Annotated in this window: 25 protein-coding genes; 21 read left to right on the top strand and 4 right to left on the bottom strand. The window is 49.4% G+C overall.

The window, feature by feature from the left end; genetic code table 11:
* Positions 1-63: 63 nt before the first annotated feature.
* Entirely contained in the window at positions 64-1,554 is a 1,491-nt protein-coding gene (locus LKE53_07435) for an NCS2 family permease (protein ID MCH3972574.1), read from the top strand.
* A gap of 213 nt (positions 1,555-1,767) precedes the next feature.
* On the opposite strand, the gene LKE53_07430 is transcribed toward LKE53_07435, so the two are convergent.
* Together LKE53_07430 and LKE53_07425 are read right to left on the bottom strand one after the other, a co-directional pair.
* Positions 1,768-1,950, bottom strand: a complete 183-nt coding sequence (locus LKE53_07430; protein ID MCH3972573.1) for a hypothetical protein — start codon at positions 1,948-1,950, stop codon at positions 1,768-1,770.
* A gap of 96 nt (positions 1,951-2,046) precedes the next feature.
* Positions 2,047-3,444: a YcxB family protein gene (locus LKE53_07425; GenBank protein MCH3972572.1), complete on the bottom strand. Its 1,398-nt coding sequence runs from the start codon at positions 3,442-3,444 to the stop codon at positions 2,047-2,049.
* Positions 3,445-3,593: 149 nt separating this feature from the next.
* On the opposite strand from LKE53_07425, the gene LKE53_07420 reads away from it, so the two are divergent.
* From LKE53_07420 to LKE53_07410, 3 genes are all read left to right on the top strand, one after another.
* Positions 3,594-3,791: a hypothetical protein gene (locus tag LKE53_07420; protein MCH3972571.1), complete on the top strand. Its 198-nt coding sequence runs from the start codon at positions 3,594-3,596 to the stop codon at positions 3,789-3,791.
* A gap of 98 nt (positions 3,792-3,889) precedes the next feature.
* Complete coding sequence (locus LKE53_07415; GenBank protein ID MCH3972570.1) at positions 3,890-5,338, top strand: sodium:alanine symporter family protein; 1,449 nt, start codon at positions 3,890-3,892, stop codon at positions 5,336-5,338.
* 96 nt (positions 5,339-5,434) lie between these two features.
* On the top strand, positions 5,435-6,154 hold the full coding sequence (locus LKE53_07410; GenBank protein ID MCH3972569.1) for an NAD(P)H-dependent oxidoreductase: 720 nt from the start codon (positions 5,435-5,437) through the stop codon (positions 6,152-6,154).
* A gap of 129 nt (positions 6,155-6,283) precedes the next feature.
* On the opposite strand, the gene LKE53_07405 is transcribed toward LKE53_07410, so the two are convergent.
* Together LKE53_07405 and LKE53_07400 are read right to left on the bottom strand one after the other, a co-directional pair.
* Positions 6,284-8,002, bottom strand: a complete 1,719-nt coding sequence (locus tag LKE53_07405) for a glycosyltransferase family 39 protein (GenBank protein MCH3972568.1) — start codon at positions 8,000-8,002, stop codon at positions 6,284-6,286.
* A gap of 11 nt (positions 8,003-8,013) precedes the next feature.
* Positions 8,014-9,582, bottom strand: a complete 1,569-nt coding sequence (locus tag LKE53_07400) for an NAD(P)/FAD-dependent oxidoreductase (protein MCH3972567.1) — start codon at positions 9,580-9,582, stop codon at positions 8,014-8,016.
* A gap of 206 nt (positions 9,583-9,788) precedes the next feature.
* Between LKE53_07400 and LKE53_07395 the strand changes: the two genes are divergently transcribed.
* From LKE53_07395 to LKE53_07315, 17 genes are all read left to right on the top strand, one after another.
* Positions 9,789-10,157 (top strand): DNA-binding protein, encoded by a 369-nt coding sequence (locus tag LKE53_07395; protein ID MCH3972566.1) that lies wholly within the window; start codon positions 9,789-9,791, stop codon positions 10,155-10,157.
* 15 nt (positions 10,158-10,172) lie between these two features.
* Positions 10,173-11,540, top strand: a complete 1,368-nt coding sequence (gene ffh, locus LKE53_07390; protein ID MCH3972565.1) for a signal recognition particle protein — start codon at positions 10,173-10,175, stop codon at positions 11,538-11,540.
* A 96-nt stretch (positions 11,541-11,636) separates the two neighbouring features.
* On the top strand, positions 11,637-11,879 hold the full coding sequence (gene rpsP / locus LKE53_07385; GenBank protein MCH3972564.1) for a 30S ribosomal protein S16: 243 nt from the start codon (positions 11,637-11,639) through the stop codon (positions 11,877-11,879).
* A 17-nt stretch (positions 11,880-11,896) separates the two neighbouring features.
* Positions 11,897-12,130 carry a KH domain-containing protein gene (locus LKE53_07380; protein ID MCH3972563.1) on the top strand — a complete coding sequence of 78 codons (234 nt, stop codon included), beginning with the start codon at positions 11,897-11,899 and terminating at the stop codon, positions 12,128-12,130.
* An 84-nt stretch (positions 12,131-12,214) separates the two neighbouring features.
* Complete coding sequence (gene rimM, locus LKE53_07375; protein ID MCH3972562.1) at positions 12,215-12,727, top strand: ribosome maturation factor RimM; 513 nt, start codon at positions 12,215-12,217, stop codon at positions 12,725-12,727.
* Positions 12,717-13,466, top strand: a complete 750-nt coding sequence (gene trmD / locus LKE53_07370; GenBank protein MCH3972561.1) for a tRNA (guanosine(37)-N1)-methyltransferase TrmD — start codon at positions 12,717-12,719, stop codon at positions 13,464-13,466. Before rimM ends, trmD begins: the two co-directional genes overlap by 11 nt.
* Before the next feature lie 246 nt (positions 13,467-13,712).
* Positions 13,713-13,976 carry an HPr family phosphocarrier protein gene (locus LKE53_07365; protein ID MCH3972560.1) on the top strand — a complete coding sequence of 88 codons (264 nt, stop codon included), beginning with the start codon at positions 13,713-13,715 and terminating at the stop codon, positions 13,974-13,976.
* An 86-nt stretch (positions 13,977-14,062) separates the two neighbouring features.
* Complete coding sequence (gene uvrC / locus LKE53_07360; GenBank protein MCH3972559.1) at positions 14,063-15,910, top strand: excinuclease ABC subunit UvrC; 1,848 nt, start codon at positions 14,063-14,065, stop codon at positions 15,908-15,910.
* A gap of 116 nt (positions 15,911-16,026) precedes the next feature.
* Entirely contained in the window at positions 16,027-16,575 is a 549-nt protein-coding gene (gene rsmD, locus LKE53_07355; protein MCH3972558.1) for a 16S rRNA (guanine(966)-N(2))-methyltransferase RsmD, read from the top strand.
* On the top strand, positions 16,572-17,078 hold the full coding sequence (gene coaD, locus LKE53_07350; GenBank protein MCH3972557.1) for a pantetheine-phosphate adenylyltransferase: 507 nt from the start codon (positions 16,572-16,574) through the stop codon (positions 17,076-17,078). The genes rsmD and coaD overlap by 4 nt, the downstream gene beginning before the upstream one ends.
* Positions 17,071-17,589 carry an ATPase gene (locus LKE53_07345; protein MCH3972556.1) on the top strand — a complete coding sequence of 173 codons (519 nt, stop codon included), beginning with the start codon at positions 17,071-17,073 and terminating at the stop codon, positions 17,587-17,589. The genes coaD and LKE53_07345 overlap by 8 nt, the downstream gene beginning before the upstream one ends.
* Before the next feature lie 91 nt (positions 17,590-17,680).
* Entirely contained in the window at positions 17,681-18,550 is an 870-nt protein-coding gene (locus LKE53_07340; GenBank protein ID MCH3972555.1) for an EamA family transporter, read from the top strand.
* A gap of 96 nt (positions 18,551-18,646) precedes the next feature.
* A complete protein-coding gene (locus tag LKE53_07335; protein MCH3972554.1) occupies positions 18,647-19,093 on the top strand; it encodes an NfeD family protein in 447 nt (148 codons plus the stop codon).
* Positions 19,094-19,116: 23 nt separating this feature from the next.
* Positions 19,117-20,037 carry an SPFH/Band 7/PHB domain protein gene (locus tag LKE53_07330; protein ID MCH3972553.1) on the top strand — a complete coding sequence of 307 codons (921 nt, stop codon included), beginning with the start codon at positions 19,117-19,119 and terminating at the stop codon, positions 20,035-20,037.
* 597 nt (positions 20,038-20,634) lie between these two features.
* Positions 20,635-21,147, top strand: coding sequence for a hypothetical protein (locus LKE53_07325; protein ID MCH3972552.1), 513 nt, complete (start codon positions 20,635-20,637; stop codon positions 21,145-21,147).
* Positions 21,144-21,716, top strand: coding sequence for a signal peptidase I (lepB, locus tag LKE53_07320; protein MCH3972551.1), 573 nt, complete (start codon positions 21,144-21,146; stop codon positions 21,714-21,716). The genes LKE53_07325 and lepB overlap by 4 nt, the downstream gene beginning before the upstream one ends.
* Positions 21,682-25,752, top strand: a complete 4,071-nt coding sequence (locus LKE53_07315) for a Cna B-type domain-containing protein (GenBank protein MCH3972550.1) — start codon at positions 21,682-21,684, stop codon at positions 25,750-25,752. Before lepB ends, LKE53_07315 begins: the two co-directional genes overlap by 35 nt.
* Positions 25,753-25,775: the final 23 nt, after the last annotated feature.

The raw sequence follows: 25,775 nt of genomic DNA, 5'->3' as shown, positions 1-25,775 counted from the left end.
CTTAGAACAGAATCACACCCGGCAGCATGTTTGTCGGGTAATTTTTGTTATGGAGGTAGAAAGATGGAGGAAACCAAGAAAAAGCCGTACCATCCCAAGGGAGATTTCTTTGACCTGAAAGGGAATGGTACAAACGTCCATACGGAAATCATGGCTGGCTTGACAACATTCTTTACCATGTCGTACATTTTGTTTGTCAACCCGCAGGTGCTTAGTAAAACCGGTATGGACAGCCAGGCAGTGTTTCTTGCCACAATTATTGCGGCGGCAATTGGCACCCTGGTTATGGCACTGTTTGCAAATGTGCCGTATGCGCAGGCACCGGGCATGGGCTTAAATGCCTTTTTTACCTACACGGTCTGCATGTCCCTGCACTTCACCTGGCAGCAGGCGCTGGCAATGGTGTTTATCTGCGGCTTAATCAACATCACCATTACCGTTACAAAATTTCGCAAGATGATTATCAAATCCATACCCAGAAGCATACAGAATGCTATCAGCGGCGGCATTGGCATTTTTGTCGCCTATATCGGCCTGAAAAACGCGAATCTGATTCAGTTTTCGACAGATTCTTCTTCTATGACTTCGATTAACGGAAAAGCTTACAGCGCCGCGGCAACCTACAGCGGCATTACCTCAGTCGCTTCCAACGGCGGCGTGGTTCCGTCCATTGCCACCTTTAACCAGCCCTCGGTTTTGGTTGCGCTGTTTGGCATTATTTTGATTGTTGTTTTGCTGATGCTCAATGTCAAGGGCGCTATCTTGATTGGCATTGTTGCGACAACAGTTATCGGCATTCCGTTTGGTGTCACCGACTTTTCGGGCGCTTCCATCACCATTAGCTCTTTGGGCACATCATTTTCCAAGCTGGGTACAACCTTTGGCGCAGCTTTCAGCCAGCAGGGAATGGGATCGCTTTTCAATGACCCAAGCAAGTTTTTGCTGGTGATTATGACGATCTTTGCATTCAGCCTTTCCGATACGTTTGATACAATCGGCACCTTCATCGGCACCGGCCGCCGTACCGGCATCTTCAGCGAAGAAGACGAAGCAGCGCTGGAAAACGGAAAGGGTTTTAACTCCAAAATGGACCGTGCTCTGTTTGCGGACTCCATTGCAACTTCGATTGGTGCTATTTTCGGTACTTCCAACACCACCACGTTTGTAGAGAGCGCTTCCGGTATCGGCGCAGGCGGCCGCACCGGCTTGACCAGCCTGACCACCGCGATTATGTTCCTGCTCTGCACGATCCTGGCTCCGGTTGCAGGCTGCATTCCGGCCGCAGCAACGGCACCGGCTCTGATTATCGTCGGCGTTATGATGATGAGCTCCTTTAAAGAAGTCAACTGGCCTGACCTGGAAGAAGCCATTCCTGCATTCGGCGCAGGTATCTTTATGGCACTGGCTTACAGCATTTCCTACGGCATTGCGGCAGGCTTTATCTTCTACTGCATTGTCAAGATTGTAAAAGGAAAGTTCAAAGAAATCCATCCGATTCTGCTGGTTTCCGCAATCTTGTTCATTCTGAACTTTATTGTACTGGCAGTCCTTTAATGGATTTTGCCTAAGAGAGAGTTTATGATAAAAGCAGCAACTGTTATTTGTGGCAGCTGCCGCTTTTTGTTTAGAAAGCTTCTCAGAAGAATATTGCGGACAGAAGCTTTATGTTTCGCAGAAAAGGCGGGCAGGGAAAACCTGCCCGCCTTTTGTTTTACAGAAGAGAAAGAGCCTTTTCAGCTGCTTTCACTGCTGCGGCCGCATGTACCTTTAATATACAGAAATATTCTGTGGGTACGCCAGACCCATTTCGCCGGTCAGCCAAAGGACCTTTGCTTTAATTTTTACAGAAGGGGCAGAAAGCAGCGAGCCGACAGAATCAATCGAAGTCTCCCACTTCGTTTTGTCTTTCGTTGATTTTCCAAGCGCTTTATAGAGTTCCGATTCGGTCAAATAAACAACACCTCTTTTCCTACCACCACTGTCTTTGGCGCCAGAGCAGAAACAAAAGGCCTTTCCCGCTGGGGAAAGGCCTTTCATCTGTGCGGATTATTTTTTGCGAGGCTTATACCCCGGGCACTGCTTTACCAAAATTGCCTGCAGATCTTCTGTAGTTCCCTTTGTAAAGTCATGCTTATTTACCAGATACACATGGTTTGCACCAAGGTAAAGGTAAAAATAGCGGTCGGTTTCGCAGACGCGGGCAATCTGCACATAAGGGTAAATTCCGGAGGAGACGCCCGTCACGTGAAAATCCTCTTCCCGGAACTGATAGTGTACCTGGCGGGTTTTCATTTTGCGGTAAGAGCCATCTTCTGTTACAAATACTTTGTGCGGGATGCGCAGTACATAGACAACGCACAGCACCGCGGCAACAATGGCAATCACGCGCACCGGCACAGAAGAATCGAAAATAGCGATAAAAATGCACAGCACCGCGGTGATAAACAGGGTAACCCAAGTGCTCTTTCGATTCAGCAGCAGGTCAACCCAGCTAAAACGCTTCAGCGCTTTTTTTACGCATTTAGTCGTATTTTCTACCAGTACTTCCGGCTCTGCCGGCGGAATGCCCTGGATACGGGCCTCCTCCTGCAGCTTGTCCTGCTTTTCGCGGTACTCAGTAATGCGCTGCAGCAGTACTGCCTTGCGCTTTGCCTCATGTTTGCGGCGAATACGGCTGACAAGGTATACGACAAGCACAATCAGAAGAATCAGCAGAACAGGGGACAGCAGAATGAGAATCGAAAGAGCCGTGGTGTTGGTTGACTGGCTGGATTTTGGCAGTGTTTTGGTAATCTGTATACTGTCGGCAACGGTTTTCAGGGTAGCGGTCTGTGCGCTGGTGAGCGGATCCGTTTCCTGGTACGTTTCAACTGTATAGCTGCTGCCGTTGACAATGGTAAAGTAAGCAGCGTCCTGTATGCTGGTGCTGTTCTGTGTACCCTGCAGCTGTACATAAATAAACGGCATGCCAGAGGGGCTGGTATAGCGCTTGCAGGTACCCTTGGCTGTATCATTTCCGGTGACAGAGGACTGCGGCTTGCTGAAGCTGTCCATCAACTTTTGGATATCGGTGTTCGACATGGTTTTCATGTTGTAGTACTTTTGTGTATCACTGGAATCTTTTTTGTGTATCAAAATTGTATACGCGCCGCCCGGGGCACTGATTAAAAGGGAGGTGCTTTGCTTCTGCATATTGCTTTTTGTTTCGTACCAGTTGGTAATGCCCGCCTTTTTCAGATCTGCATCAGAGGGGGTTACGTCCTGCGTAAAGCTGTAAAAGCCGGCCGGCACTGTCAGTTTCAGGTTTAAATCTTTCAGCTCTACAACTTTACCGGAAGAGGCAGTGCCTGCAGAGGAGCCGCCTGCTGCCGCTGCCGGAAGCAGGCCGACTGTGCCAATGCAGAGAAGCAGGGAAAACAGAATGGCTGCAATCTTTTTTCTCATTTCGGAAAAACTCCTTTGTGTAATACAATGCAATTCGTAAACATAAATGATTATAACACAGCACCTGCCGCGATACAATTCCAGACTGCCTTTTCGGTAGAATTTGCACCTCCCTGTGCATATACTGAAAAACGGGGGGTGAAAACGGTATGCAGGCAGAGGAATTTGCTGTTTTTATATCGGCTGCAGCCGCGGCTTTGTCAAAGCAGCTGAGCAACGAAGAATTGGCGGCTGCAGCCACCCTTTTTAGTCAGCTGGGCGATACGCTGGCGACGATTGGTGCACAAAGGGCCTGCCTTACTGCCGGCAGTACCGAGCCGCCGCAGGTTTTGCCGGAAGTAAAATAGGCTGCATTTACAGCTTTTTATTTTTTTGATATACTAAATGATATGCCTGTGGTGAATTGTACAGGCATATCGATAGAAAGCAGATGAAAAACATATCAATGAGTACTTTTTCAGAAGTGTTGGAAAGAATCGATGGCGCAGTCTGGGGGTCGGTCATGGTTACACTGCTGGTGGGCACAGGTGTTTTCCTGACGCTCCGCCTGCATTTTCTGCCGTGGTGCAACTTGGGGTATGCACTTCGTTCTGTTTTTGGACGGGACTCCCATAAAAAAGGCCGCGGCAGCGGGGACATTTCTCCTTTTTCGGCGCTGATGACAACCTTGGCCTCTACGATTGGTACAGGAAACATCGCCGGTGTCGCAACAGCAATGGTCATGGGCGGCCCGGGCGCACTGGTTTGGATGTGGATTTCAGCGTGGTTTGGTCTTGCAACAAAATATACAGAATGCACGCTGGCAGTACGCTTTCGGGAGCGTAACCAAAAAGGCGAGATGTGTGGCGGGCCGATGTTTACTATGAAAAACGGCTTTCGCAGCAAAAAGGCGGGTATGCTGCTGGCAACCCTGTTTGCGCTGTTTACCGTGCTTGCTTCTTTTGGCATTGGGGACCTGACACAGGCTAATTCTATTTCATCTGCGGTACAAAGTGTTTTTCATGTGCCTGCATGGATAACTGGCATGGTGATTATGCTGCTTGCTTTTATCATTTTGGTCGGCGGTATTCAGTCCATCTCAAAAGTTTCTACTGTGCTGGTGCCAGCCATGGCTGTCTTTTACATAGGCGGTTCTCTTGCCTGCATTTTTGGCCGCTTGCAGAATCTGCCGGCGGGCCTTGCCCAAATTTTCAAAATGGCTTTCAGCACGCATGCCGTGGCCGGCGGCGCCGGCGGCACTTTGGTTGTCACCATGATGAGCGCTATGCGGGCCGGCTGTGCGCGCGGCGTTTTTTCCAATGAAGCGGGGCTTGGCTCTGCAGCGATTACCGCGTGTGCGGCGACAGCAGACCACCCTTCCCGCCAGGGATATATCAGCATGACTGGCACTTTTTTCGACACGATTGTTATCTGCTCTGTTACGGGGCTTGTCATTGCCTGTTCCGGGGTGCTGGGAATGAAAGGCCCCGACGGTGCTTTACTGGACGGCGCCCAACTGACGATTGTGGCTTTTGAAAGTTCGCTTGGTCAGGCCGGTGCGTGGATTGTGACGATTGGGCTGGCGCTCTTTGCATTTTCCACGATTTTGGGCTGGGAATATATCGGTGAAAAGGCACTGGAGTTTCTGGTGAAAAAGCCGACCTTTTCCTGTCTGTATCGGTCGCTGTTTGCGCTGATGTCTTTGGTTGGGGCAACGGTTGCCATGAAGACTGTTTGGAATCTTTCGGATATTATGAATGCGCTGATGGCTTTACCAAATCTTCTCAGTCTGCTGGCACTCAGCGGGGTCGCCGCAGACGAGACAAAGGCCTATCAAAGGCAAGTAATCCTTCCGGAGCGAATGGCGCGGAAAGAAAAGAACCGGCAAAAGCGCCTGCATCGGGTAAAAAAATGATATAACCAGAAAGCTCGCAAAAACGGCCTGCACTCGGCGGCTTCGGCCGGGTATAAAAACTACCGCCGCATATCTGCGTGCATCAGGAGGAAAAATTTGAATATTGTGATTATCAACGGGCAGAACCACAAGGGAAATACGCGTATGGTTGCCCATGAACTTGCAGAAAAAGTGGGCGGGGAGATTACAGAATTCTTTCTGCCGAAAGATTTTGATGAGCCCTGCATTGGCTGCTGGACCTGTTTCAAGACGGACCTGACGCACTGTCCGCATTACGAAAAACTGCGCCCGCTGTCAGAAGCAATGGACCGAGCGGACCTCATCATTTTAGCGAGCCCGGTATATGTGTTTCACGCTACGGGGCAGATGATGAATTTTCTTGACCACTTCGGGACGCAGTGGATGGTGCACCGACCAAAGGAATGTATGTTTCACAAGCAGGGGGTCTGCATCTCTACTGCTGCGGGCGGCGGTATGAAGGATACCTGCAAAGATATGTATGACAGTCTGCTGTTTTGGGGTGTACCGAAAATTTACAGTTTGGGCTTTGGAGTGCAGGCGGCAAGCCCTGACAACATTCCGGAAAAGATTTTACAGAAGATTCACCGCAAAACAGATTCTTTGGCAGCAAAGATTCGCAGAAATTGTGAACCCTCCAGTCCAAATCTGAAAGCGCGGTTTTGGTTTACTGCCGTTAGGTCTGCCCACAGGCATTCTCTGAAAATGGAGCCGGACTATTCGTATTGGGAGGAAAAAGGATGGAACGGCAAAAATCGGCCGTGGAAATCTAAAAAAGCACAGAGCAATATAATATAAAGAGCAAAATCCTGCTGCTGTATTAAAAAAGAAGCGGCACAATTTTCATCATGCCGCTTTCCGAAAACAAAAAATTCAGTTTGACTGGCCTGCCGGGGAGAAATCTTCCCTGGCGGGCCTTTTGTAATCCTATTGTACGGTGCCCAGCAGCAGGTAAGTGCCGGCACTGCCTACACAGAAAAGCGTGACAAGCAGGGAAAGGGCAAAAGTGAGTGAACGGGCTTCAGCAGCTGGTCTGCAGCCGGGGCGCAGCACAGTACCCATGCCGACAGCGCCTGCCAGCACAGTAGGAAAGATGTAGCGGAAACTTTGGGTGCAGGCATAGGGCTGCGAGAAGCAGAACCAAATGTAAAAAATCAGATATGTGAGGTACAAGACGGCAAAAAACAGGACAGCAGAACGGTAAGAAACGGTGCCGCTTTGCAGCGGTGAGGATCCCTTTGCCGCTGAAACCGCGGTATAAATCATGCAGACAAGGGCGGCCAGCGACAGCAGAATGTTTCCCCAGAAAAGAAGATTTGCAAAGGCAAGTCCGCTTCCACTGGTAAAGAATGTGAATTCATCGAAGACCGAGCTTTTCCAAATTGTTGTAAAGAGATTGTACTCAAAAGCTTTATTTGACCAGCCCCAGTTTTCAAAAATAGAGAGGTGCTGCCAGTCAATCCCGAAGAAGCGCTGCAGGGTGCTGTAAGCGCCGAGGTACTGCGGGTTGTCGGGCGTTAAGCTGGAAATGGAGCCGGGCGAAACGCCAAAGCGCAGTTTGCTGTATACAGTCCACCACAGTCCAAGCGGCGCGCACACCAGCAAAAACAGGCCAAACTGTCCCCATAGTTTGCCGCGCTTTCCTTTGCTTTTGATGAGCTTTATTAAGAACAGAACTGCCACAGCGGGTGCGACTAGCGCCCCCGAGCTTTTGGCCATCATGGCAAGGCCGAGGAAAGCCCCTAAAAGCAGAATGTTTTTAACCGAAGCGTTTTGGTACCATCGAATGGCATACAGAATAGCAGCGAAAGACAGGGTGATGCACAGCATATCGTTGTTGATGCTGCCGGAAAGCAGAATCAAAGTTGGGTGGAAGCATAAAATTGCAAAGGGCAGCGCCAGTGCCGGGCCGTCAAAATGCAGCGCCCGCAAAATGCGATAGCCGAGGATTACTGTGGCACAGGAATAAAAAAGCGTTAGCAGCTGTACATTTTCTATGGCAGCGGCTGTGCCAAAACCAAGCAGCGTTTGCAGCTTTACCCACAGGGCGCTGAGAAAATAGTGCAGCGGCGGGTGGTAGAATTCCCAAACAGAAGTCGGGCTGAAATTCGGCAGCTGAAAATTGTGTTCTGCAAAATACAGAATATAGGCCTGGTGGCCCTCATTGCTGCTGATATCAAAAACATCGTGCTGCCGTATATTGTATGCAGTATATAGAATGTAAAGTGCCCGCAGCAGAAAAGCTCCGATTCCCAAAAGAATACAGACATTTCGGGCGGTCAGTCTGTGTGAGACGTATAAACGGATACCAGATAAAGTCAAAACAACCAGCCATAGCAGGGCAAGCGTGGGCAGTGGGTAAGAGGTCTGTAATGTAAGCAGACTGACACAGCAGAGAATTCCGGCGCTCAGGGCTGCACCGGCCACGCGCTGTGTACACGAAAAGCCGCTGTTTGCAGGCTCTGCCGAAAAGAAAAACAGTCCACCGCCCGCTGCTGCGCAGCAGGCCAGCAGCAAAACACTGCCTGCAGAAAAAGTGCCATCTGCTTTCCCAGAGGGAAAGGCCAGAAAAACCAGCAGGCAGCCAAGTGCCAGCAGCAGATAGGGGTGCGAAAAAATTGCTGCAGTTCTGTTTTGTCTACACATGAGAGCTCTCCTTACGCTTTGGGTCCGCTTTGCTTTTCTTCCTGGTAATCGTTGTCGGTATTGACATTCCAGACATTTGACTTGTCCTCTCTGCCGGCGATAATATTGTCGGCGGCTTCAAATGCCGTCATCATAGAGTGATCCATGTTGTTGTAGCGGTGCTGTCCATTGCGGCCAATGCAGTAAAGATTTGGGTATTGATTGAGGTACGCAATGATTTGGTCTATCTGCACGTAGGTATCAAAATAAGCGGGGTAGGCTTTCTTTACCCGCTCGCGGTGGGAATCCAAAATATCATCTGCACTGGAGAGAATGCCCATGCGCAGCAGTTCGCCGGCCGCATAAACGGCACACTGTTCTTCGGTCATGTTCCAGAAAGCATCGCCTTCCGTACAGAAGTATTCCAGACCAATCCACACGGTGTCATCCGGTTTTTCCACCATATAGGGAGACCAGTTGTTGAAAATCTGCAGCCGACCCAGTTTTACGCCGGTATCCTGTATATAAATCCAGCAGTCCGGTACCAGGCTGCCGAGCGTCTTGATGTTTGTTTCATTTTTAAGGTTCAGCTTTTTTACCAGCAGTCCCACGGTCACAAAGTCACGGTAGGGTAGGCCGGCGGCAAGCTTTGCAATTTCCGGCGGCACCTGCTCCATACCGGCAATGAGATCCTTAATGGGCATAGAGGAGAGAAAAACATCGCCGGCTATTTCCTTTGTACCCTCCGGTGTCTGCACGGTCAGCGCTGTGATGCGGCGGTCTTCCTTGTGAATGCCGGCAACGCGGCAGTTTTTGTACAGCCTGCCGCCCATTTTTTCTACTTCGGCAGCAGTTTCTTCCCACAGCTGACCCGGGCCGTATTTGGGGTACTGAAACTGCTCAATCAAGGAGGTTTCCGTTTCGGCGTTCTGTTTTCCGGTTGCGCGCTGCAGCATATCTTTCAGCACAGCGGAAACCGAAAGTCCCTTCACCCGCTGCGATCCCCAGTCGGCAGAAATCTTGCACGGCGGGCGCCCCCAGACCTTCTCGGTGTAGCCCTCAAAGAACATACTGTAAAGGGTTTTACCAAAACGATTGATATAGAAATTTTCCAGGCTGTCTTCCGGCAGTTTGTGCATACGCGCAGCAAGGTAGCTGCAGCCGGCTTTTGCTGTGGTGGCAAAACCCAGGTTGCGGAAAGTCTGTGGCTTCATCGAGATAGGGTAATCGAAAAAGCGGCGGTTGTAATAGATGCGCGACACCCGCTGCCGTGTCAACATCACGCGGTCCTCTTTTTCGGGGTCCGGGCCGCCCTCAGTCAGGCTGCAGGGCCGGCCCAAAATCTTGTCGTCGTAGGCGGGCGCACCCTGTGCGGGTAGACGCTCTGCCCACCAGCGGTTGACCTTTTCCTCTTTGGAAAAAAAGCGGTGGCCGCCAATATCCATGCGGTTGCCGTGCCAGCGCACGGTGCGGGAGATGCCGCCCACTGCATCGCTTTCCTCTAAAACAGTCACCGAAAAATCATTTCCGGCGCGCGAAAGCAGCTCGTGCGCCGCGGTAAGACCAGCCGGGCCAGCACCAATAATAATAACCTTTTTCAATAGGAATTCCTCCAAATGACGAATGCGTGTTTAACTTCGGACATTCTATAAAACAATTATATTATTATAAAAAAATTGCTGTGAATTGTAAAGGATATACAAGTGACAGCTGTGTGAAAAGCGGCGCTTGACAAAGCACCGAAAATGCGGTATAATCTAACCTGCTTGTAAAGCAAAATACTTTACAGGAAACGGGGGCGCGGGATTTGGCAAAAGATTTGGAAATTTCTCTTTTACTGGATTATTACGGCTCTGTGCTGACAGAAAAGCAGCGCAAAGTTGTGGCCTGCTACTACAACGACGACCTGTCTTTGTCAGAAATTGCCCAAAATGAGGGAATTACCCGCCAGGGCGTGCGCGATGCGATTAAGCGCGGCGAGGCGCAGCTGCGGGATATGGAAAAAGACCTTGGCCTGCTGAAAAAGTCACGGGAGCGCATGGCCGCCTACGCGCGTGTGCGCCAGTATGCGGAGCATGTCCGCGACTACAACAGCCGCTTTGTTTACGACCGTTCCATTACAGAGCAGATTGAAAACCTGCTGAAAGTACTGGATAAACTGGAGTCGGCAGAATAAAAGGAGGAGCGCTAGATGGCATTTGAGAGCCTTTCCGATAAGCTTTCTGCCGCATTTAAGCGGCTGAAAAGCAAGGGAAAACTTACCGAAGATGATGTAAAGACCGCCATGCGCGAAGTGCGCCTTGCTTTACTTGAAGCCGATGTCAATTACAAAGTTGCAAAAGAATTCACCAAAAAGGTGAGCGAGCGTGCTGTCGGCAGCGAGGTCATGGAAAGCCTGACCCCGGGCCAGATGGTCGTAAAAATTGTAAACGAAGAACTTACCCAGCTGATGGGCGGCGGCGAGGCAAGGCTGAAGTTTCCCTCTTCTGGTCCGTGCATTGTGCTGCTGTGCGGTCTGCAGGGCGCCGGCAAGACCACCCATGCGGCGAAACTCGGCCGGCTGCTCAAAAAGCAGGGGCACCGCCCCATGCTTGCGGCATGTGATGTTTACCGCCCTGCAGCGGTTAAGCAGCTGCAAATTGTCGGTGCACAGGCCGGTGTCCCTGTCTTTGAAGAAGGACAGGGCGACCCGATTAAAATCAGCAGGGACGCGGTGCACCACGCAAAAGACTATGGCAATGATGTCGTGCTGATTGATACCGCTGGCCGTCTGCAGATTGACGACAAGCTGATGGATGAGCTGAAAAATATCAAAGAAGCCGTACAGCCGCAGGAAATTCTGCTGGTTGTTGACAGTATGACCGGCCAGGAAGCTGTCAATGTTGCAAAATCTTTTGATGAAAAGCTGGATATCACCGGCGTGATTCTCACCAAACTCGACGGCGATACCCGCGGCGGTGCGGCCCTTTCCGTCAAAGCTGTCACCGGCAAACCGATTAAGTTCGCCGGCACCGGCGAAAAACTGGATGACATTGAGGTCTTCCACCCAGACCGCATGGCTTCCCGTATCCTTGGCATGGGCGATGTGCTGACGCTGATTGAAGACGCGGAGAGCAGCCTGGACAAAAAGCAGGCCGAAAAGGCTGCAAAGCGCATGCTGGAGAGCAAGCTGGATTTCAACGACCTGCTGTCTCAACTAGAGCAGGTTAAAAAAATGGGGCCTATCCGCGGTGTGCTGGAGAAAATCGGCATGGATACCCGCAAACTCAGCGACTCTCAGCTGGATGACCATATCCTTGACCGGGAAAAAGCAATCATCCTTTCCATGACACCGCAGGAGCGCGAGAAACCATCCCTGATCAATCCTTCCCGCAAGCGCCGCATAGCCGCCGGCAGCGGCATGCGTGTGGAAGATGTCAACAAGCTGCTGCGCTCTATGGAGCAGATGCAGAAAATGATGAAGCAGATGAAGGGCAAAAATGGGAAGGGCCGCCGCCGGCGGATGCCACCCATGAATATGCCGGGAATGCCCGGCATGCCCGGTGGAATGCCGTTTTAATTCAGATAATTCTTGGAAGCCCGCGGCGCAGCAGCTGCGTCTTCCTGATTATAGCATTTTAATACGAAAGATATGTAATTTTGGAGGTACAAATTTATGGCAGTCAAGATTCGTCTGCGCCGCATGGGCGCAAAGAAGAAACCGTTTTACCGCATTGTTGTTGCAGATTCCCGCTATCCCCGCGATGGCCGTTTCATTGAGGAAATCGGCAGCTACGATCCGCTCAAAGAGCCGGCCGAGGTGAAAGTTGACCCCGATAAGGTGCAGACTTGGATTAAGAACGGCGCACAGCCGACAGATACCGTCAAGCGTCTGCTGAAGCAGAACGGCGTACTGTAAAAAAGGAGGGCCTTTCCATGGAAGAGCTTCTGACCGCGATTGCACAGGGACTTGTACAAGACCCCACGGCGGTTCAGGTGACCGTGGATGAACCTGCACCAGACGGTACCGTCACCTATCATCTGCATGTAGCAGAGGCGGATATGGGCCGCGTTATTGGCAAGCAGGGGCGCATTGCAAAAGCAATTCGCGTGGTCATGCGTGCAGCCGCTACACGGCAGGATACAAAAGTTTCTGTCGAAATTGACTGATTAGCTGCAAAAAATCTGCCGCAGGCGCTGCTTGCGGCAGTCTTTTTCTTTGCGCAGCGGAATCACAGAATATGGAGGATACAGATGAAAACAGAGTATCTGGAGGCCGGCCGCATTGTCGGCACCCACGGTGTGAGCGGTGAGCTTCGCTTAGAGCCGTGGTGTGACTCGGCGGCGTTTCTGCAGCAGTTCGATACTTTATATTGGCAAACGGACAAGACTCCGGTAAAAATTCTCGCTTCCCGCGTGCACAAAAGCCTGCTGTTGGTCAAGCTGCAGGGGATTACAACGGTGGAACAGGGCGATACCCTGCGTGGGCGCGTGCTGTGTTTTCGCCGGGCAGATGCTGCGCTGCCGGCGGGCGCTTACTTCCATGAAGATTTAATTGGTATGGAAGTGCGAGACGCACAAAACGGACAAGTTTACGGCAAGCTGACACAGGTGTACACAACGGGTGCAAACGATGTCTACGAGGTAAAGGACAGCGCCGGCCGCACGGTACTAATGCCTGCCATTGCGCAGGTTGTCAAAAAAGTGGACCTGGAACAGAATGTTCTGGAGATTGTACCGATGGAGGGTATGTTCGATGCGGATTGACCTGATTACCCTGTTTCCCGAAATGTGTGAAGCAGTGTTGGCCGAGAGCATTGTGGGGCGTGGACGCAAGCGCGGCGCAGTGCAGATTGTGCCGCACCAGCTGCGCAGCTATGCCCACGATAAACACAGCACAGTGGATGATACGGTCTTTGGCGGAGGCAAGGGAATGCTGCTGCTCGCGCAGCCGATTGCCGCCTGCTTTGACGACCTCATTCGGACATTGGGGAAAAAACCGCATATACTGTTTATGAGCCCCCAGGGCAGACAGCTTAACCAAAAACTGCTGAAAGAACTCAACAACTACGAAAATATTTGTATCCTTTGCGGGCACTACGAGGGTGTGGATGAGCGGGTGCTGGAAAGTTATGTGGACGAGGAAGTCTCTCTTGGCGACTTTGTGCTGACCGGCGGTGAGCTGCCGGCTTTGTGCCTGATCGATTCTTTGGCGCGTCTGCAGCCCGGGGTCCTTGCCTCCGACGAATGTTTTCAGGAAGAAAGCCATTACAATGGCCTGTTGGAGTACCCACAGTATACCCGCCCGCAGGTGTGGCGCGGCAAAAGCGTGCCCGCGCCGCTGATGACCGGCCACCATGCCAATATTGCCCTTTGGCGTCATCACCAAAGCCTGCTGCGCACCTTACAAAAAAGGCCGGATTTACTGGAAACGGCACCCCTGACGCAGGAAGACAAAAAATTCCTGAAGGAATGGCAGACTGGAAAAACCAAAGAGAATTTTTAAAGAAACTGTCGGATACAGCATTTTATGTAGCAGAGAGCCTAAAAGTTTTCAACAAACATGGCAACATGCACGAAGAATCTGGCGTGCAAAGGTGTAATGCTTAGGTATTAGTCCAAACTTTTGGCTCAGCGATTGACCGCGTTTTCAAAAGTGCTATAATACATTTGACAGGATGGTACATGTATTTTTAGAATTTGTATATTTTATTTTGGCTGAAAATTTTTAATCGTTAGGAGCTAAATAATCATGTGTGTGAAAGAAGTATTAGTACAGAATCAGGTAGGATTGCATGCCCGCCCGGCTACATTTTTCATTCAGAAAGCAAATGAGTACAAATCCTCTATCTGGGTCGAGAAAGAAGAGCGCCGCGTAAACGCAAAGAGCCTTTTGGGTGTTTTGTCCCTCGGTATCGTTGGTGGTACCACAATCCGCATTATTGCAGACGGTCCCGATGAAGAAGAGGCTGTCAGCAGCCTGGTTGATCTTGTCAAATCCGGCTTTGCTGAATAATTCTGTCACAGGTAGCTGTCCCGTGCGCATGGAGTTTTCCGTGGCGGGGCAGCTTTTTTCTATCATACGGGAAAGGGGATGGCCAAATGATCGATGAAGTAAAGCGCCGGGAACTGCGTAGCCGGGCGATGAAGCTGCCTCTGCACCCCGGGGTCTATCTGATGCACGACAAAAGCGGCCAGATTATCTATATCGGCAAGGCAAAGGCGCTGAAAAACCGCGTAAGCCAATATTTTGGCAGCGAAAAGAATCACGAGGAAAAAGTGCGCCAGATGGTTGCCCATGTCGATTGGTTCGAGTATATTTTGACCGATAGCGAGTTTGAGGCACTGGTGCTGGAGGCAAGCTTGATTAAGCAGCACCAGCCAAAGTACAATATCCTGCTCAAGGACGACAAAGGCTATCATTATATAAAGATTACCAATGAAGCATGGCCGCGCATGTCGCAGGCAAAGCAGGTACTGGACGATGGCGCCACCTATCTTGGTCCGTATGTCAGCTCCTGGGCCACAAAAGAAAGTGTGGACGAGGCACTGAAAATCTTTCGTCTGCCGGACTGCACCCGCCGCTTTCCGCAGGATATCGGTAAGCGCCGCCCGTGTCTGAATTTCTATATCAAGCAGTGCTGCGCACCCTGCCTTGGCAAGATTACACAGCAGCAGTACCGCGAATTGGTTGCGGAAGCAGTCGATTTTGTACAAGGCGGCCGCGCTTCTTCAGTAAAGCAGCTGGAACAGAAAATGAAAGAGGCGAGCGACAGCTTGCAGTTTGAGCGCGCCGCGCGCATTCGTGACCGCCTGCTTGCGATTCGCCGTATGGCGGCGAGGCAGAAAGTGGTTGCGGCCTCTGTGCCAGAGCAGGACGTTATTGCCTTGGCGCAGGGCCCTGCAGCTGCCTGCTTTCAGGTGTTTCGTTTTCAGGAAGCCCGCCTTTACGACCGCGAAAGTTTCCCGATGGGTTCAGTTGGCAGCCCGGAGAATGCTCGGCACGAGTTTATCGAGCGCTACTATCAGATACGTGAACACATTCCGCCGCGGGTTACGCTTGACGGCCCTGCGGAAAGTACAGACCTGTTGGAACGCTGGCTGACAGAAAAGGCCGGCCGCGCTGTGCATATTACTGTGCCGCAAAAGGGCGAGCAGGCACAGCTGGTGGAAATGGTGCGCGGCAACGCTGCTGAGCAGGTAGCACAGACGACCGGCCGCACTGGCCGCGAGACCAGTGCACTGGATGAATTAGGGCGCCTGCTGGGCCTTCCTGCGCCGCCCACCTATATTGAGTCCTATGATATTTCTAACTTAGCCGGGCAGGACAACGTGGCCGGTATGGTCGTGTTTGAAAATGGCCGTCCGCTCAAGTCGGCGTACCGGAAATTTAAAATTAAAACGGTAGAGGGGCAGGACGACTACGCCTCTATGAATGAGGTGCTGACCCGCCGCTTTCAGGAATACGAAGTGCATAAAGAAGAAAACGAGGGCTTTGGCCGTCTGCCAGACCTGATTCTGCTAGATGGCGGCAAAGGACAGGTCAGCGCGGTAGAGCCGGTGCTGCGGCACTTCGGTTTGACAATTCCGCTTTTTGGCATGGTCAAAGACAACAGCCACCGCACCCGCGCGATTACTGGCGGCGGCGGTGAAATTGCAATCAATTCTCATCGGGCAGCTTTTACGCTGGTTTCTAGTATCCAAGATGAAGTGCACCGCTGGGCCATCGGCTACCACCGGCAAAGCAGGAAGAAGCATGCGTTTGCCTCTTCGCTTACCCGCATAGAGGGAATCGGCGACAAACGCGCAAAGGCACTTCTGCACCATTTCGGTACGATTACTGCGATTCGCGAGGCGACGCTTGAGGAGCTGGCAGGTGCGCCAGACATGACCCGCCCCGCTGCTGAGAAAGTTTACGCATTTTTCCAAGATGAGAAAAAAGAATCATAGAGCGGCAAAAAGTCTGATTTTTCACCTTTTTCCCCTCTAAAGTTGACAGGAACGCCTTGGAATGCGATAATAGAAAACATGGCGAAAACCATCTTGATGAAAGGAGTTCGGAATCCATGCGCGTAATTACCGGCACGGCCAGGGGCCGCCGTCTTGTTACCCGGGAGGGCTCCGAAACACGCCCCACTCCGGAGCGTGTAAAAGAGGCAATTTTCAGTATTATTCAGTTTCAGGTGGAGGGCCGCCGCGTATTGGATGCGTTCGCGGGCTCTGGTCAACTGGGTATAGAGGCACTCAGCCGCGGTGCAGCGCACGCTGTATTTGTAGACCGCAGCCGTGAGAGCATAGAAGTCATACAAAAAAACCTTGCCGCTACGGGCTTGGCAGACCGCGCAGAGGTGCATCAGGCAGATACCCTGCTGTATCTGCAGCGCAGAGAGCTGCCCTATGACCTTTGCTTTTTAGACCCGCCGTACCGCACTGGGTTGCTGCAGCAGGCGCTGCCTCTTTGTGCTGCGCTGATGAATCCGGGCGGCATGATTTTGTGCGAGCACCCGTCAGATGAAACAATGCCGCAGGAAGCCGGCGGCTTTGTACAGTGCTGCCAGCACCACTACGGCAAAATTATGGTTACTACATTCACGCATAAGGACGTGTCAGTATGAAAAATGAACGCATTGCAATTTGCCCGGGCAGCTTTGACCCGGTGACTCTGGGGCATTTGGATATTATTCACCGCTCCTGCAAGCTGTTTGATAAAGTGATTGTGGCAGTGCTCGACAACCCGATGAAGCATACCGCTTTTACAGCAGAGGAGCGCGAAAAAATGATTCGCCGCTGTACCACCGACCTGCCACAGGTAGAGGTAGACAGCTTTCACGGCCTGCTGGCCGAGTACGCCCGTAAAAAGCACGCAGTGGCGGTGGTGCGCGGTCTGCGTGCCCTGTCAGACTTTGAGTATGAGTTCCAGATGTCTTTGACAAACCGCAACTTAAACCCGAACTTGGAAACAATCTTTTTTAATACACAGGCGGAAAACATGTTCCTCAGTTCCAGCGTGGTAAAACAGATTGCCATGTTTGGCGGCGATATATCAAAATGTGTGCCGCAGTGTATTCTGCCGGATATTTTGGACCGCATCTATACAGGAGGAAACAAGGATGAGTGAAGAAAATACCGTGAGCGCAGAGGAATTGATTGATGAACTGGAAAGCCTGCTGGAAAAAGGCTGGCACCTGCCCTTTGCCCGAGGAAAAGTCGTTTTGCAGGAAGCAGAAGTGCACCAGATGCTTGGTGAACTGCGTGACTCTATTCCGCGAGAAGTGCGCCAGGCCTGCGCGATTGTTGCCGACCGTTCTAAAATCCTTGGAGATGCCAAAAGAGAGGCTGAAAGGACTGTGCAGGAAGCGGAAGAACGTGCTCGTGTGATGACCAGCCAGCAGACAGTGTTGCGGCAGGCGCAGAAAATAGCGACGGAGATGGTCGCTGTTGCACAAAAACAAACCCGTGACATGCGCCGGGCAAGCGGAAAATATGTGGACGAGCTGATGGGCAGGGCAGATGAGTCCCTGACAGCGAATCTTTCTGAACTGCGCAATGCGCGCCAGAGTATTCAGGAAATTGCGGCCCATGCAGGTAAAACAACGCATACGGGCAGAGCAGCGCATACCAAAAGATAATGTACATTTAAATGTCCCCGTGCCATTCTGTGCAGCGGAGACATTTTTTATGAAAATTTCTTTTGCAAGATTATAGAAAGAAGAGAAAGTTATGTGGATCCTTTATGCTTTTGGTTCAGCTTTTTTCGCCGGCATCACAGCGGTGCTTGCAAAAATCGGTATTCGTAATGTAAACTCACATTTGGCTACGGCGCTGCGCACCATTGTGGTGCTGGCTTTTGCGTGGCTGATGGTGGCAATCGTAGGTTCCGGCAGCCAGATATCCAGCTTGTCGGCATATACGTGGACTTTCCTTGTCCTTTCCGGTTTGGCGACAGGCGCCAGCTGGATCTGCTATTTCCGTGCACTGCAGCTGGGCGATGTCAACAAAGTTGCGCCGATAGATAAATCCAGCACTGTGCTGACGATGATTCTTGCATTTTTGTTTTTACAGGAACCATTTTCCGCAAATATGCTGCTGGGTATGATTCTAATCCTTGCGGGAACAATGCTGATGATACAGAAAAAAGAGGGCGTCGCCCCGGCTGCCGGCCAAAATAAAAGCTGGATTGTCTGGGCAGTGCTTTCGGCCGTGTTTGCAAGCCTGACGGCGATTCTCGGCAAAGTCGGTATTCAGGGGGTAGAGTCCAACCTTGGCACAGCAATTCGCACGGTTGTTGTGCTGGCGCTGGCTTGGGGAATTGTGTTTGCCCGCGGGCTGCAGAAAGGCATTCCCTCGATTGATAAGAAAAGCTGGATTTTCTTGGCACTTTCTGGCCTTGCAACCGGTTTGTCATGGATGTGCTACTACCGTGCCCTGCAGGAAAGCAAAGCGAGCATGGTTGCGCCGATTGATAAACTTTCTATTTTGGTAACCGTCTTTTTCTCTTGGCTTCTCTTAAAGGAAAAACTCAGCCGCAAAGCGGCGGTGGGGCTGGCTCTGCTCACTGGCGGCACGCTGCTGCTTTTGGTCCACTTTTAAAACATAAATGCAAATTTCATTGCGATTCATCAGACTTTTCTGGTTGCATTGCATAAGATTGTATGGTACTATGCAATCAAACAGGGGGGTGAAAGTATGGGAGAGCAGCTGACAACGGCCATGCCGTATGTATGGCTGGCAGTGGTTGTGGTTGCGGCAGTTGTAGAGGGCCTTACCGTGCAGTTGGTCAGTGTCTGGTTTGCGGTTGGCGGTATTGTGGCAGCGGTTGCGGCGTTTTTCGGCGCAGATGTCACTGTACAGATTACGCTTTTTATTGTGGTTTCTGCGGTGCTGCTGCTGTGCACGCGGCCGTTTGCCAAGCGTATGTCCCACTTCCAGAAAACAGACACCAATGCTGACCGCTGTATTGGCAAAACAGGCGTTGTTACGGAAGAAATCTGCAACAGCGCTGACCGCGGCCTCATCAAAGTCCTGGGTAGCGTATGGACTGCACGCTCGGAAGACGGCAGTGATATTCCTGCAGGAGCTAATGTTACAGTTCTGCGTATTGAAGGCGTAAAAGCAATCGTTCGGCGAAGCTGAAAACCTGAGAGGAGACGATAATCATGAACGCAGCAACGCTCACTTTAATTGTAATTGTTGTTATTTTACTTTGGATTTTAATTTCTAATATCAAAATCGTACCACAGGCGCACTCTTATGTAGTGGAACGCCTGGGTGCATTTCATGCCGACTGGAGGACCGGCCTGCACTTTAAGATCCCATTTATCGAAAAAGTTTCGAGAAAAGTTTCTTTAAAAGAGCAGGTTATAGATTTTCCACCGCAGCCGGTTATTACCAAAGACAATGTTACTATGCAGATCGATACTGTGGTGTACTTTCAGATTACCGACCCAAAGCTTTACGCTTATGGCGTAGAGCGCCCGCTTTCTGCGATTGAAAATCTTTCCGCGACGACCTTGCGCAACATTATCGGCGACCTGGAACTGGACCATACGCTTACCAGCCGCGACTTCATCAACACTAAGATTCGCACCATTTTAGATGAGGCGACCGATGCCTGGGGCATTAAGGTCAACCGCGTAGAGCTGAAAAACATTCTGCCACCGAAAGAAATCCAGGACAGCATGGAGAAGCAGATGAAGGCAGAGCGCGAGCGCCGTGCCCGCATTTTGGAGGCTGAGGGTCAAAAGCAGAGTGCAATCCTTGTCGCCGAGGGCGAAAAAGAGAGCACAATTCTGCGTGCAGACGCAAAGAAAGAAGCAATGATTCGTGAGTCACAGGGCCAGGCAGAGGCTGTCCGCCAGGTGCAGCATGCTTATGCAGATGCTTTGAAGATGCTGAATGAAGCGAACCCGACTGACCGTGTTATCGCGCTGAAAAGTCTGGAGGCTTTCCAGAAAGCAGCTGACGGCAAGGCAACCAAGATTATCATTCCGTCCGACCTGCAGGGAGTTGCAGGCCTTGCCGCTTCTATTAAAGAGTTGGTGACTGAGCCAAAAGACAGCGACAGAGCAGAAAAATAAAGAGTAGGTTATAAAAGAGCCCGGCGCTTTTGTGTCGGGCTCTTTTTTGCGCTTTCCTGTCCAAAAGCGCAGATGCTTTTTCTATAGCTTGCAAGTCACTGCGTTTTCAATATGAGAAAATGTGCTGAAAATAGCAATAAACTTTATATTAAAAGCACAATTTTTTATAGTATACAGTGGGATAGAAACCGCAAAATGGGTTTCTTGATTTACACTACCGATAAATATGAGACTGTGATATAGAGACAAAAGCAACTAAAAATTAGAGAGGAAAAATCGGAAACTTTATGGAATATATGGATTTCATTTTGTTCTAAAAATTAGGGTATTTATAGATAAATTCGGATATTTTAAACAAATTATGTTTATACTGAAATGCCTTTATTTCAGGATAAATGAAAAATTACTGGTTCATGATTATAGAGCAATGTCCTTGATTTTATTGAAGTCCAGATTTGGAAGTTCTTACTTGACAAAGCATACCTACTGAATATATAATCAAGATAAAATCATTTACAAAAGATGAATATTAATGATTAATTATTAATAAAGAAAATGAAAAATTAGAAAATTTAGGAAAGGAGATACGGATTCAGCATGACCGATCAGGAAGTAAAAAAGTTAAAGCGGGTTGAACTTTTAGAAATGCTGGAATCCCTTTCCGAAGAAAACGATGCGCTACGGCAGCAGGTCGCTGAGTTGCAGAACAAGCTCGATGAACGCGCAATTTCCTTACAGAATGTTGGTTCCATTGCACAGGCGGCAATGCAGTTAAGTGGAATCTTTCAAGATGCCCAAGACGCGGCTGATCGCTATCTGCAAAGTATTCGCAGCTTGGGAGAGAAACAGACTGCAGAGCTGCTTGAGAAGGCAGAGCAGCAGTCTGCACAGACACAGGAACAGGTGCAGAAAACATTAAAAGAAACAAAAAAACAGATAGATAGTGCTATCGAGCTGCAGGCGGAACCACCACTGCCCCAAAGCAATGAAACGGCGAAACGCCAGTGCGCGCAGCAGACAGCTCTGCTTGCTTTCAAAAAAGCAGAAGATACAAAGAAAAGAGCTGCTCTTTCAGGCACGGGTAAAGATAGAACTGAGGCAGGTTTATGAATGAAAGGGACAGACCTACTACGCTTCAGATACAAGAAGAACTGAAACGTGAGCGACATAAAGGCGACTATGGTAAAACGCTGCGTACAACCATTTATGTTTTGCTGGTGGTTGCGGCAGCAACAGTATTGCTTGCAACATTGTTTTTTCCGGTGTTGCAAGTCACGGGAACCAGCATGGAGCCAACTATGGAAACCGGGCAGATTGTAGTGGCACTGAAGGGTTCTAAGTTTCGCCAAGGCGATATTGTAGCCTTTTACTATAATAACAAAGTGCTGCTGAAACGCGTGATTGGAAACGCTGGTGACCAGATAGATATAAAGAAAGACGGTACAGTTTATGTTAATGGAAAGGCTCTCTCAGAGCCGTACTTAAAAGTGAAAAGCTATGGCCAGCCGGAAATAACCTATCCTTACCAAGTGCCAGATGGCAAAATCTTTGTATTGGGCGACCACCGGGCTACCTCTTTAGATAGCCGCTCAAAGTCGATCGGCTGTATTCCGCAGGAATTGATCGTAGGCAGGATTATTTTCCGTGTTTGGCCCCTCAACCGGGCGGGTGGGTTGTAAGCAGGAACAAAAAGGAGAGCGTATTGTTGTGAAACAAGGTTTAAAGCAGCAGATTCAAGGCTACTTGGCAGACCATAAGAAAAAGAAACGCTTTGTAGCGTTGTTGTTGATTCTTTCGGCCTGTACTGTTATGGGTGTTTTTGGCACAACACTGCGCCCTGCCATCAGTATGGAAAAAACGTCTTCCAATCCAATAACGTCAGCCGTGGCAGCAGAAACAGGTGGAACCGACTTTGGGCAGTATATTACCAGTGCTACCGTGAAGGTGCAGAATGGAAGCAGCTGGGGAACCCCCACCCAAACCATTACACAGGGCGATAAAGTGAAAGTAGCAATCGACTATACTCTGCCGGCAGATGTTGCTACAAAGATAAAGGAAGGCAATCGCACCATTACTTATCAGCTTCCGACAAATATTAAGCCGGATACAGAGCAAAACGGAAATGTTACTGATAAAACCGGTAAAATAATTGGTACATATAAAATTACTACAGACGGCTTTATCAGTATTACGTTTGATGAAAATTTCGTTGCAGACGGACAGGAATTTTCCGGAGATATTCAATATAAGGGAACTGCTTCCATGGAAACGGATGGAAAGTCGGAAACAGCCACAATCGGTGTTGCCGGAAAAGGCGGTACCACGATTACCGTCAATAAAAAAACGGACCTTTCCATGACGAAGACAGGCAAGCTTCAACCTGACGGGAAAACAATTGCTTATACACTGACTGCTTCTACAACGAATGGGACAGATGGCACCGTTACTATTTCCGATGCGTTTCAAAGCAAACCAGACGGTCTTGCGTATGATGCGAAGAGCTTCAGCATTACCAAGGTCGATGCAAATGGACAATCGGTTTCTGTTTCGGCAACTCCCACTTTTTCAAATAATTCAAGTGGAAATCCGATTTTTGAAATCAAAGATTTGCCAGAGCTTGCCGCCAGCGAAAAATATGTAGTTTTCTATAACGCTACAGTTACGCCACAGCTTAGCAGTACAGGTGCAACGGTTAACAATAGTGCGACAGCCACAAGCGGGAAGGACTCTTCCAAACAAGGATTTAATGTTACCATTTCCAATAAAGTAATAAGCAAGAGTGGATATCAAGATTCTTCTGACGGTAAAATTCATTGGACCATTACGGTGAATCCAGACAAAGTCGATATTGAGGGCGCTGTGCTGAGTGACACCATAACAACCAACGATGGTTCACATGCTACTCTGCCTGATACAGTGACCATGAAAACATCAAACGGCACTGAAACGCAAGTGAAGCTTCCCTATACTTTTCCAAAGGGTTCTAAAGATACGTATACCGTTACCTATACGACAGACGTGCCAACAGGAACCGGTGGAACTACAACAAAAGTAACAAATGACGCGAAGATTACGAAAGACAACAAAGATTACGACGCTTCAACGGATGTTACAGTAAATCACAAAGCTGTTAGTGTTGAAAAATTTTTTGATAAAGAAACCAACGCCACAGAGAGTGGTGCTGATTACAACTGGAAATCTGTTATCAACCTACCGGAGGGCGGTGTGAAACCGGTAGACAATTTCGTCTATACAGATACGATTACCGACCCGGAGGGACATACCGGTGTACACTTTACCACGGCCGCTATGCTGCAGCAACTGCAAGTGACAGCAGGCTCAACAACGCTGAAAAGGGGTACAGATTATAAACTGTACAAAGCAGACGGCACAACTGAAATTACAGACTTTACGGATACTGCACATCTGCAGGGATTCCAAATAAAACTCCTTACTGCGCAGACCAGTGACCTTACTGTTACTTATGCGACCCACGCGACTTATACCGGCATGCAAGCAGGGGATACTTGGAAGTTCAGCAACACTGGTGCGGTACCTGGAAAGTCAAGTAAGGCAGACCATAGCCATACGGTGGAAAAACCGCTGGAAAAACAGATAAGTACAAATAATGGTGTGACTACTTCCTATCAGGGTGGTGACAAAACACTGGAGTACAAACAGATTGGCAATACCCTCTATTATCGTATTTTGCTGCATGTAGGAAAGACAAATGATGCCGTTGATTTAACAGATGTTCTGCCTACAGGAGCTAATTTAGTAGACGGTTCTGTATCAGCCGGCATTTATGTGAATGATTATTATACAAAAACAAAAAGTGGAAACTATGATTTTACAGCGGCTAATAACGTAACGGCAACTATGAGCGGCACGAACTTGAAGATTCATATTGCAGGGGGATATAACTCGGATAGTGCAGATGATTTGAAGCTGGTTGTAACCTACAAGCTCTCCATAAAAGACGACCCGAGTTGGACTGACAACAAAACTGAGAAAAAGGAGTATACCAATAAAGTCACTTGGGGGACAAATACGGACTCGCAGACTACTACCGTCAAGCGCGAAACTTCAGATGTTGTAAAGACAGGCAGTCAGCTTTTGGATGCAAACGGCAATCCCACAAATACTGTGGAGTACAACATAGTAGTGAATCCGCTGGGCAAAGACCTTTCAACAGGTGCTGATACCATTCGGCTGAAGGATAACTTAAATCTTGGCAACGCGGCCGGTGCGGAACTACTGGTAGATAAAGTTGCCCTTTACCAGTATGACAGTACAAAACCGGATAATCGTGGCGAGAAGCTAGATCGCTCTAAGTATTCTTATCAGTATGATGATATTAATCATATACTGACCTTTACTTTGCCGGACAGTACCCCCTGTGTCTTGGTTTACGACTATAATTTTGACCGTGGCAGCGCCGCCGGCGATATCAGCCTTAGCAATAGCGTAGAGCTTACCGGCAGCAAAGCAACAAAATCAGATAATACAGTTGATTTAAAGAATTCGGACTCCTCCGCAACAGCGACGAAAAAACAGATTACTATTTATAAAGTGGACGGTAACGACTATGCCAAGTTGCTGCAAGGCGCACAATTTACACTGCAGCAATATACAAAGGACAGCAATGGCACATACTCTTGGTCAAATGTTCAAACGGGGCTTACAACCGATGCAGAAGGCAAAATTGTACTAGACCTGAGAGATGAAACGATAAAGCTGCAAAACAATGTCCTTTACCGCCTACACGAGACAAAGGCACCTGAGGGCTATGGAATAGCCCAGGTTGACAGCTACTTTGTATGGATGGCAGAAGGAAAGACTGCAGACGATACGAAGAATGCTATGTCACAAGCAGGTATGGGCGGCATTAGTGACAGCCAAATTCACTTCTTTTCCAACAACGGTGGCGGTATGTACATTTCGGATACCTGCACTTCAGTATCAGTGCGTAAAGTTTGGCAGACAACAGATGGTAAACCCTATACGCCAACGGATGGCACAAATGTGCAGTTCCAGCTTTACCGCCAGGCGAAAAAGCTGAATGGCAACACGGTAACGCTGGTTACGAAAAAAACACAAAATGGGCAGCAGATTGAAGTTTCAACTTCAAAACTGGTGCTTGCGGATGGTAGTAGCCTTACAGTAAATATAAGTCAGTGGAATGCAAAATTCACAATTTTTCAAGATGGAAACACGGTTGCCTCACTGAGTCCTTCTTCACAATCCGGTACAGCTTCTTACACATTCAACCAGATTAAAACTGACACGACAATTACGGTAACGACAAACCAATGGGACTCGCCTACTGTTACCAGCAGTGGTTACACTTTAGCAACTGCCTATGTTGACGCAGGCGACAAAACAGCAGTAGGTGACCCTGTTACGCTGAATGCAAAAGATAGTTGGCAGTATGCATGGCCAAACTTAGACAATATAGACCCCAACGGGAGTAATTATTATTATACAGTGGAAGAAGTTGGTCCCTACAGTTACGCAGTCAGTTATTCCAATAATAAAGGAATACAGACCGGCGAAATTGTGGCAACTAATACAGTGACTCCCAGTTATATTTTGCCGCTGACTGGCGGCTTCGGCACGCGTAAAGTTTACTTAGCCGGCAGTCTGCTGCTCCTTTTAGCAGGTTTCTCATATTTGATTCATAAGCGGAAACAAAAGGGAAGGGGGACGGCTTGATTTCATCTAACTTTCGCTTTGAA

The sequence above is a fragment of the Oscillospiraceae bacterium genome (assembly GCA_022483045.1).
Classification (GTDB): Bacteria; Bacillota; Clostridia; order Oscillospirales; family Acutalibacteraceae; genus Caproicibacterium.
This window is presented reverse-complemented; position numbering and strand designations above follow the sequence as displayed.

Bases quoted from the DNA above. Each gene is read 5' to 3' on its own strand.
- LKE53_07435 (MCH3972574.1), top strand. From the start codon at position 64: ATGGAGGAAACCAAGAAAAAGCCGTACCATCCCAAGGGAGATTTCTTT.
- LKE53_07425 (MCH3972572.1), bottom strand. From the start codon at position 3,444: ATGAGAAAAAAGATTGCAGCCATTCTGTTTTCCCTGCTTCTCTGCATT.
- LKE53_07420 (MCH3972571.1), top strand. From the start codon at position 3,594: ATGCAGGCAGAGGAATTTGCTGTTTTTATATCGGCTGCAGCCGCGGCT.
- LKE53_07415 (MCH3972570.1), top strand. From the start codon at position 3,890: ATGAGTACTTTTTCAGAAGTGTTGGAAAGAATCGATGGCGCAGTCTGG.
- LKE53_07405 (MCH3972568.1), bottom strand. From the start codon at position 8,002: ATGTGTAGACAAAACAGAACTGCAGCAATTTTTTCGCACCCCTATCTG.
- ffh (MCH3972565.1), top strand. From the start codon at position 10,173: ATGGCATTTGAGAGCCTTTCCGATAAGCTTTCTGCCGCATTTAAGCGG.
- rpsP (MCH3972564.1), top strand. From the start codon at position 11,637: ATGGCAGTCAAGATTCGTCTGCGCCGCATGGGCGCAAAGAAGAAACCG.
- LKE53_07380 (MCH3972563.1), top strand. From the start codon at position 11,897: ATGGAAGAGCTTCTGACCGCGATTGCACAGGGACTTGTACAAGACCCC.
- rimM (MCH3972562.1), top strand. From the start codon at position 12,215: ATGAAAACAGAGTATCTGGAGGCCGGCCGCATTGTCGGCACCCACGGT.
- trmD (MCH3972561.1), top strand. From the start codon at position 12,717: ATGCGGATTGACCTGATTACCCTGTTTCCCGAAATGTGTGAAGCAGTG.
- LKE53_07365 (MCH3972560.1), top strand. From the start codon at position 13,713: ATGTGTGTGAAAGAAGTATTAGTACAGAATCAGGTAGGATTGCATGCC.
- uvrC (MCH3972559.1), top strand. From the start codon at position 14,063: ATGATCGATGAAGTAAAGCGCCGGGAACTGCGTAGCCGGGCGATGAAG.
- rsmD (MCH3972558.1), top strand. From the start codon at position 16,027: ATGCGCGTAATTACCGGCACGGCCAGGGGCCGCCGTCTTGTTACCCGG.
- coaD (MCH3972557.1), top strand. From the start codon at position 16,572: ATGAAAAATGAACGCATTGCAATTTGCCCGGGCAGCTTTGACCCGGTG.
- LKE53_07345 (MCH3972556.1), top strand. From the start codon at position 17,071: ATGAGTGAAGAAAATACCGTGAGCGCAGAGGAATTGATTGATGAACTG.
- LKE53_07340 (MCH3972555.1), top strand. From the start codon at position 17,681: ATGTGGATCCTTTATGCTTTTGGTTCAGCTTTTTTCGCCGGCATCACA.
- LKE53_07335 (MCH3972554.1), top strand. From the start codon at position 18,647: ATGGGAGAGCAGCTGACAACGGCCATGCCGTATGTATGGCTGGCAGTG.
- LKE53_07330 (MCH3972553.1), top strand. From the start codon at position 19,117: ATGAACGCAGCAACGCTCACTTTAATTGTAATTGTTGTTATTTTACTT.
- LKE53_07325 (MCH3972552.1), top strand. From the start codon at position 20,635: ATGACCGATCAGGAAGTAAAAAAGTTAAAGCGGGTTGAACTTTTAGAA.
- lepB (MCH3972551.1), top strand. From the start codon at position 21,144: ATGAATGAAAGGGACAGACCTACTACGCTTCAGATACAAGAAGAACTG.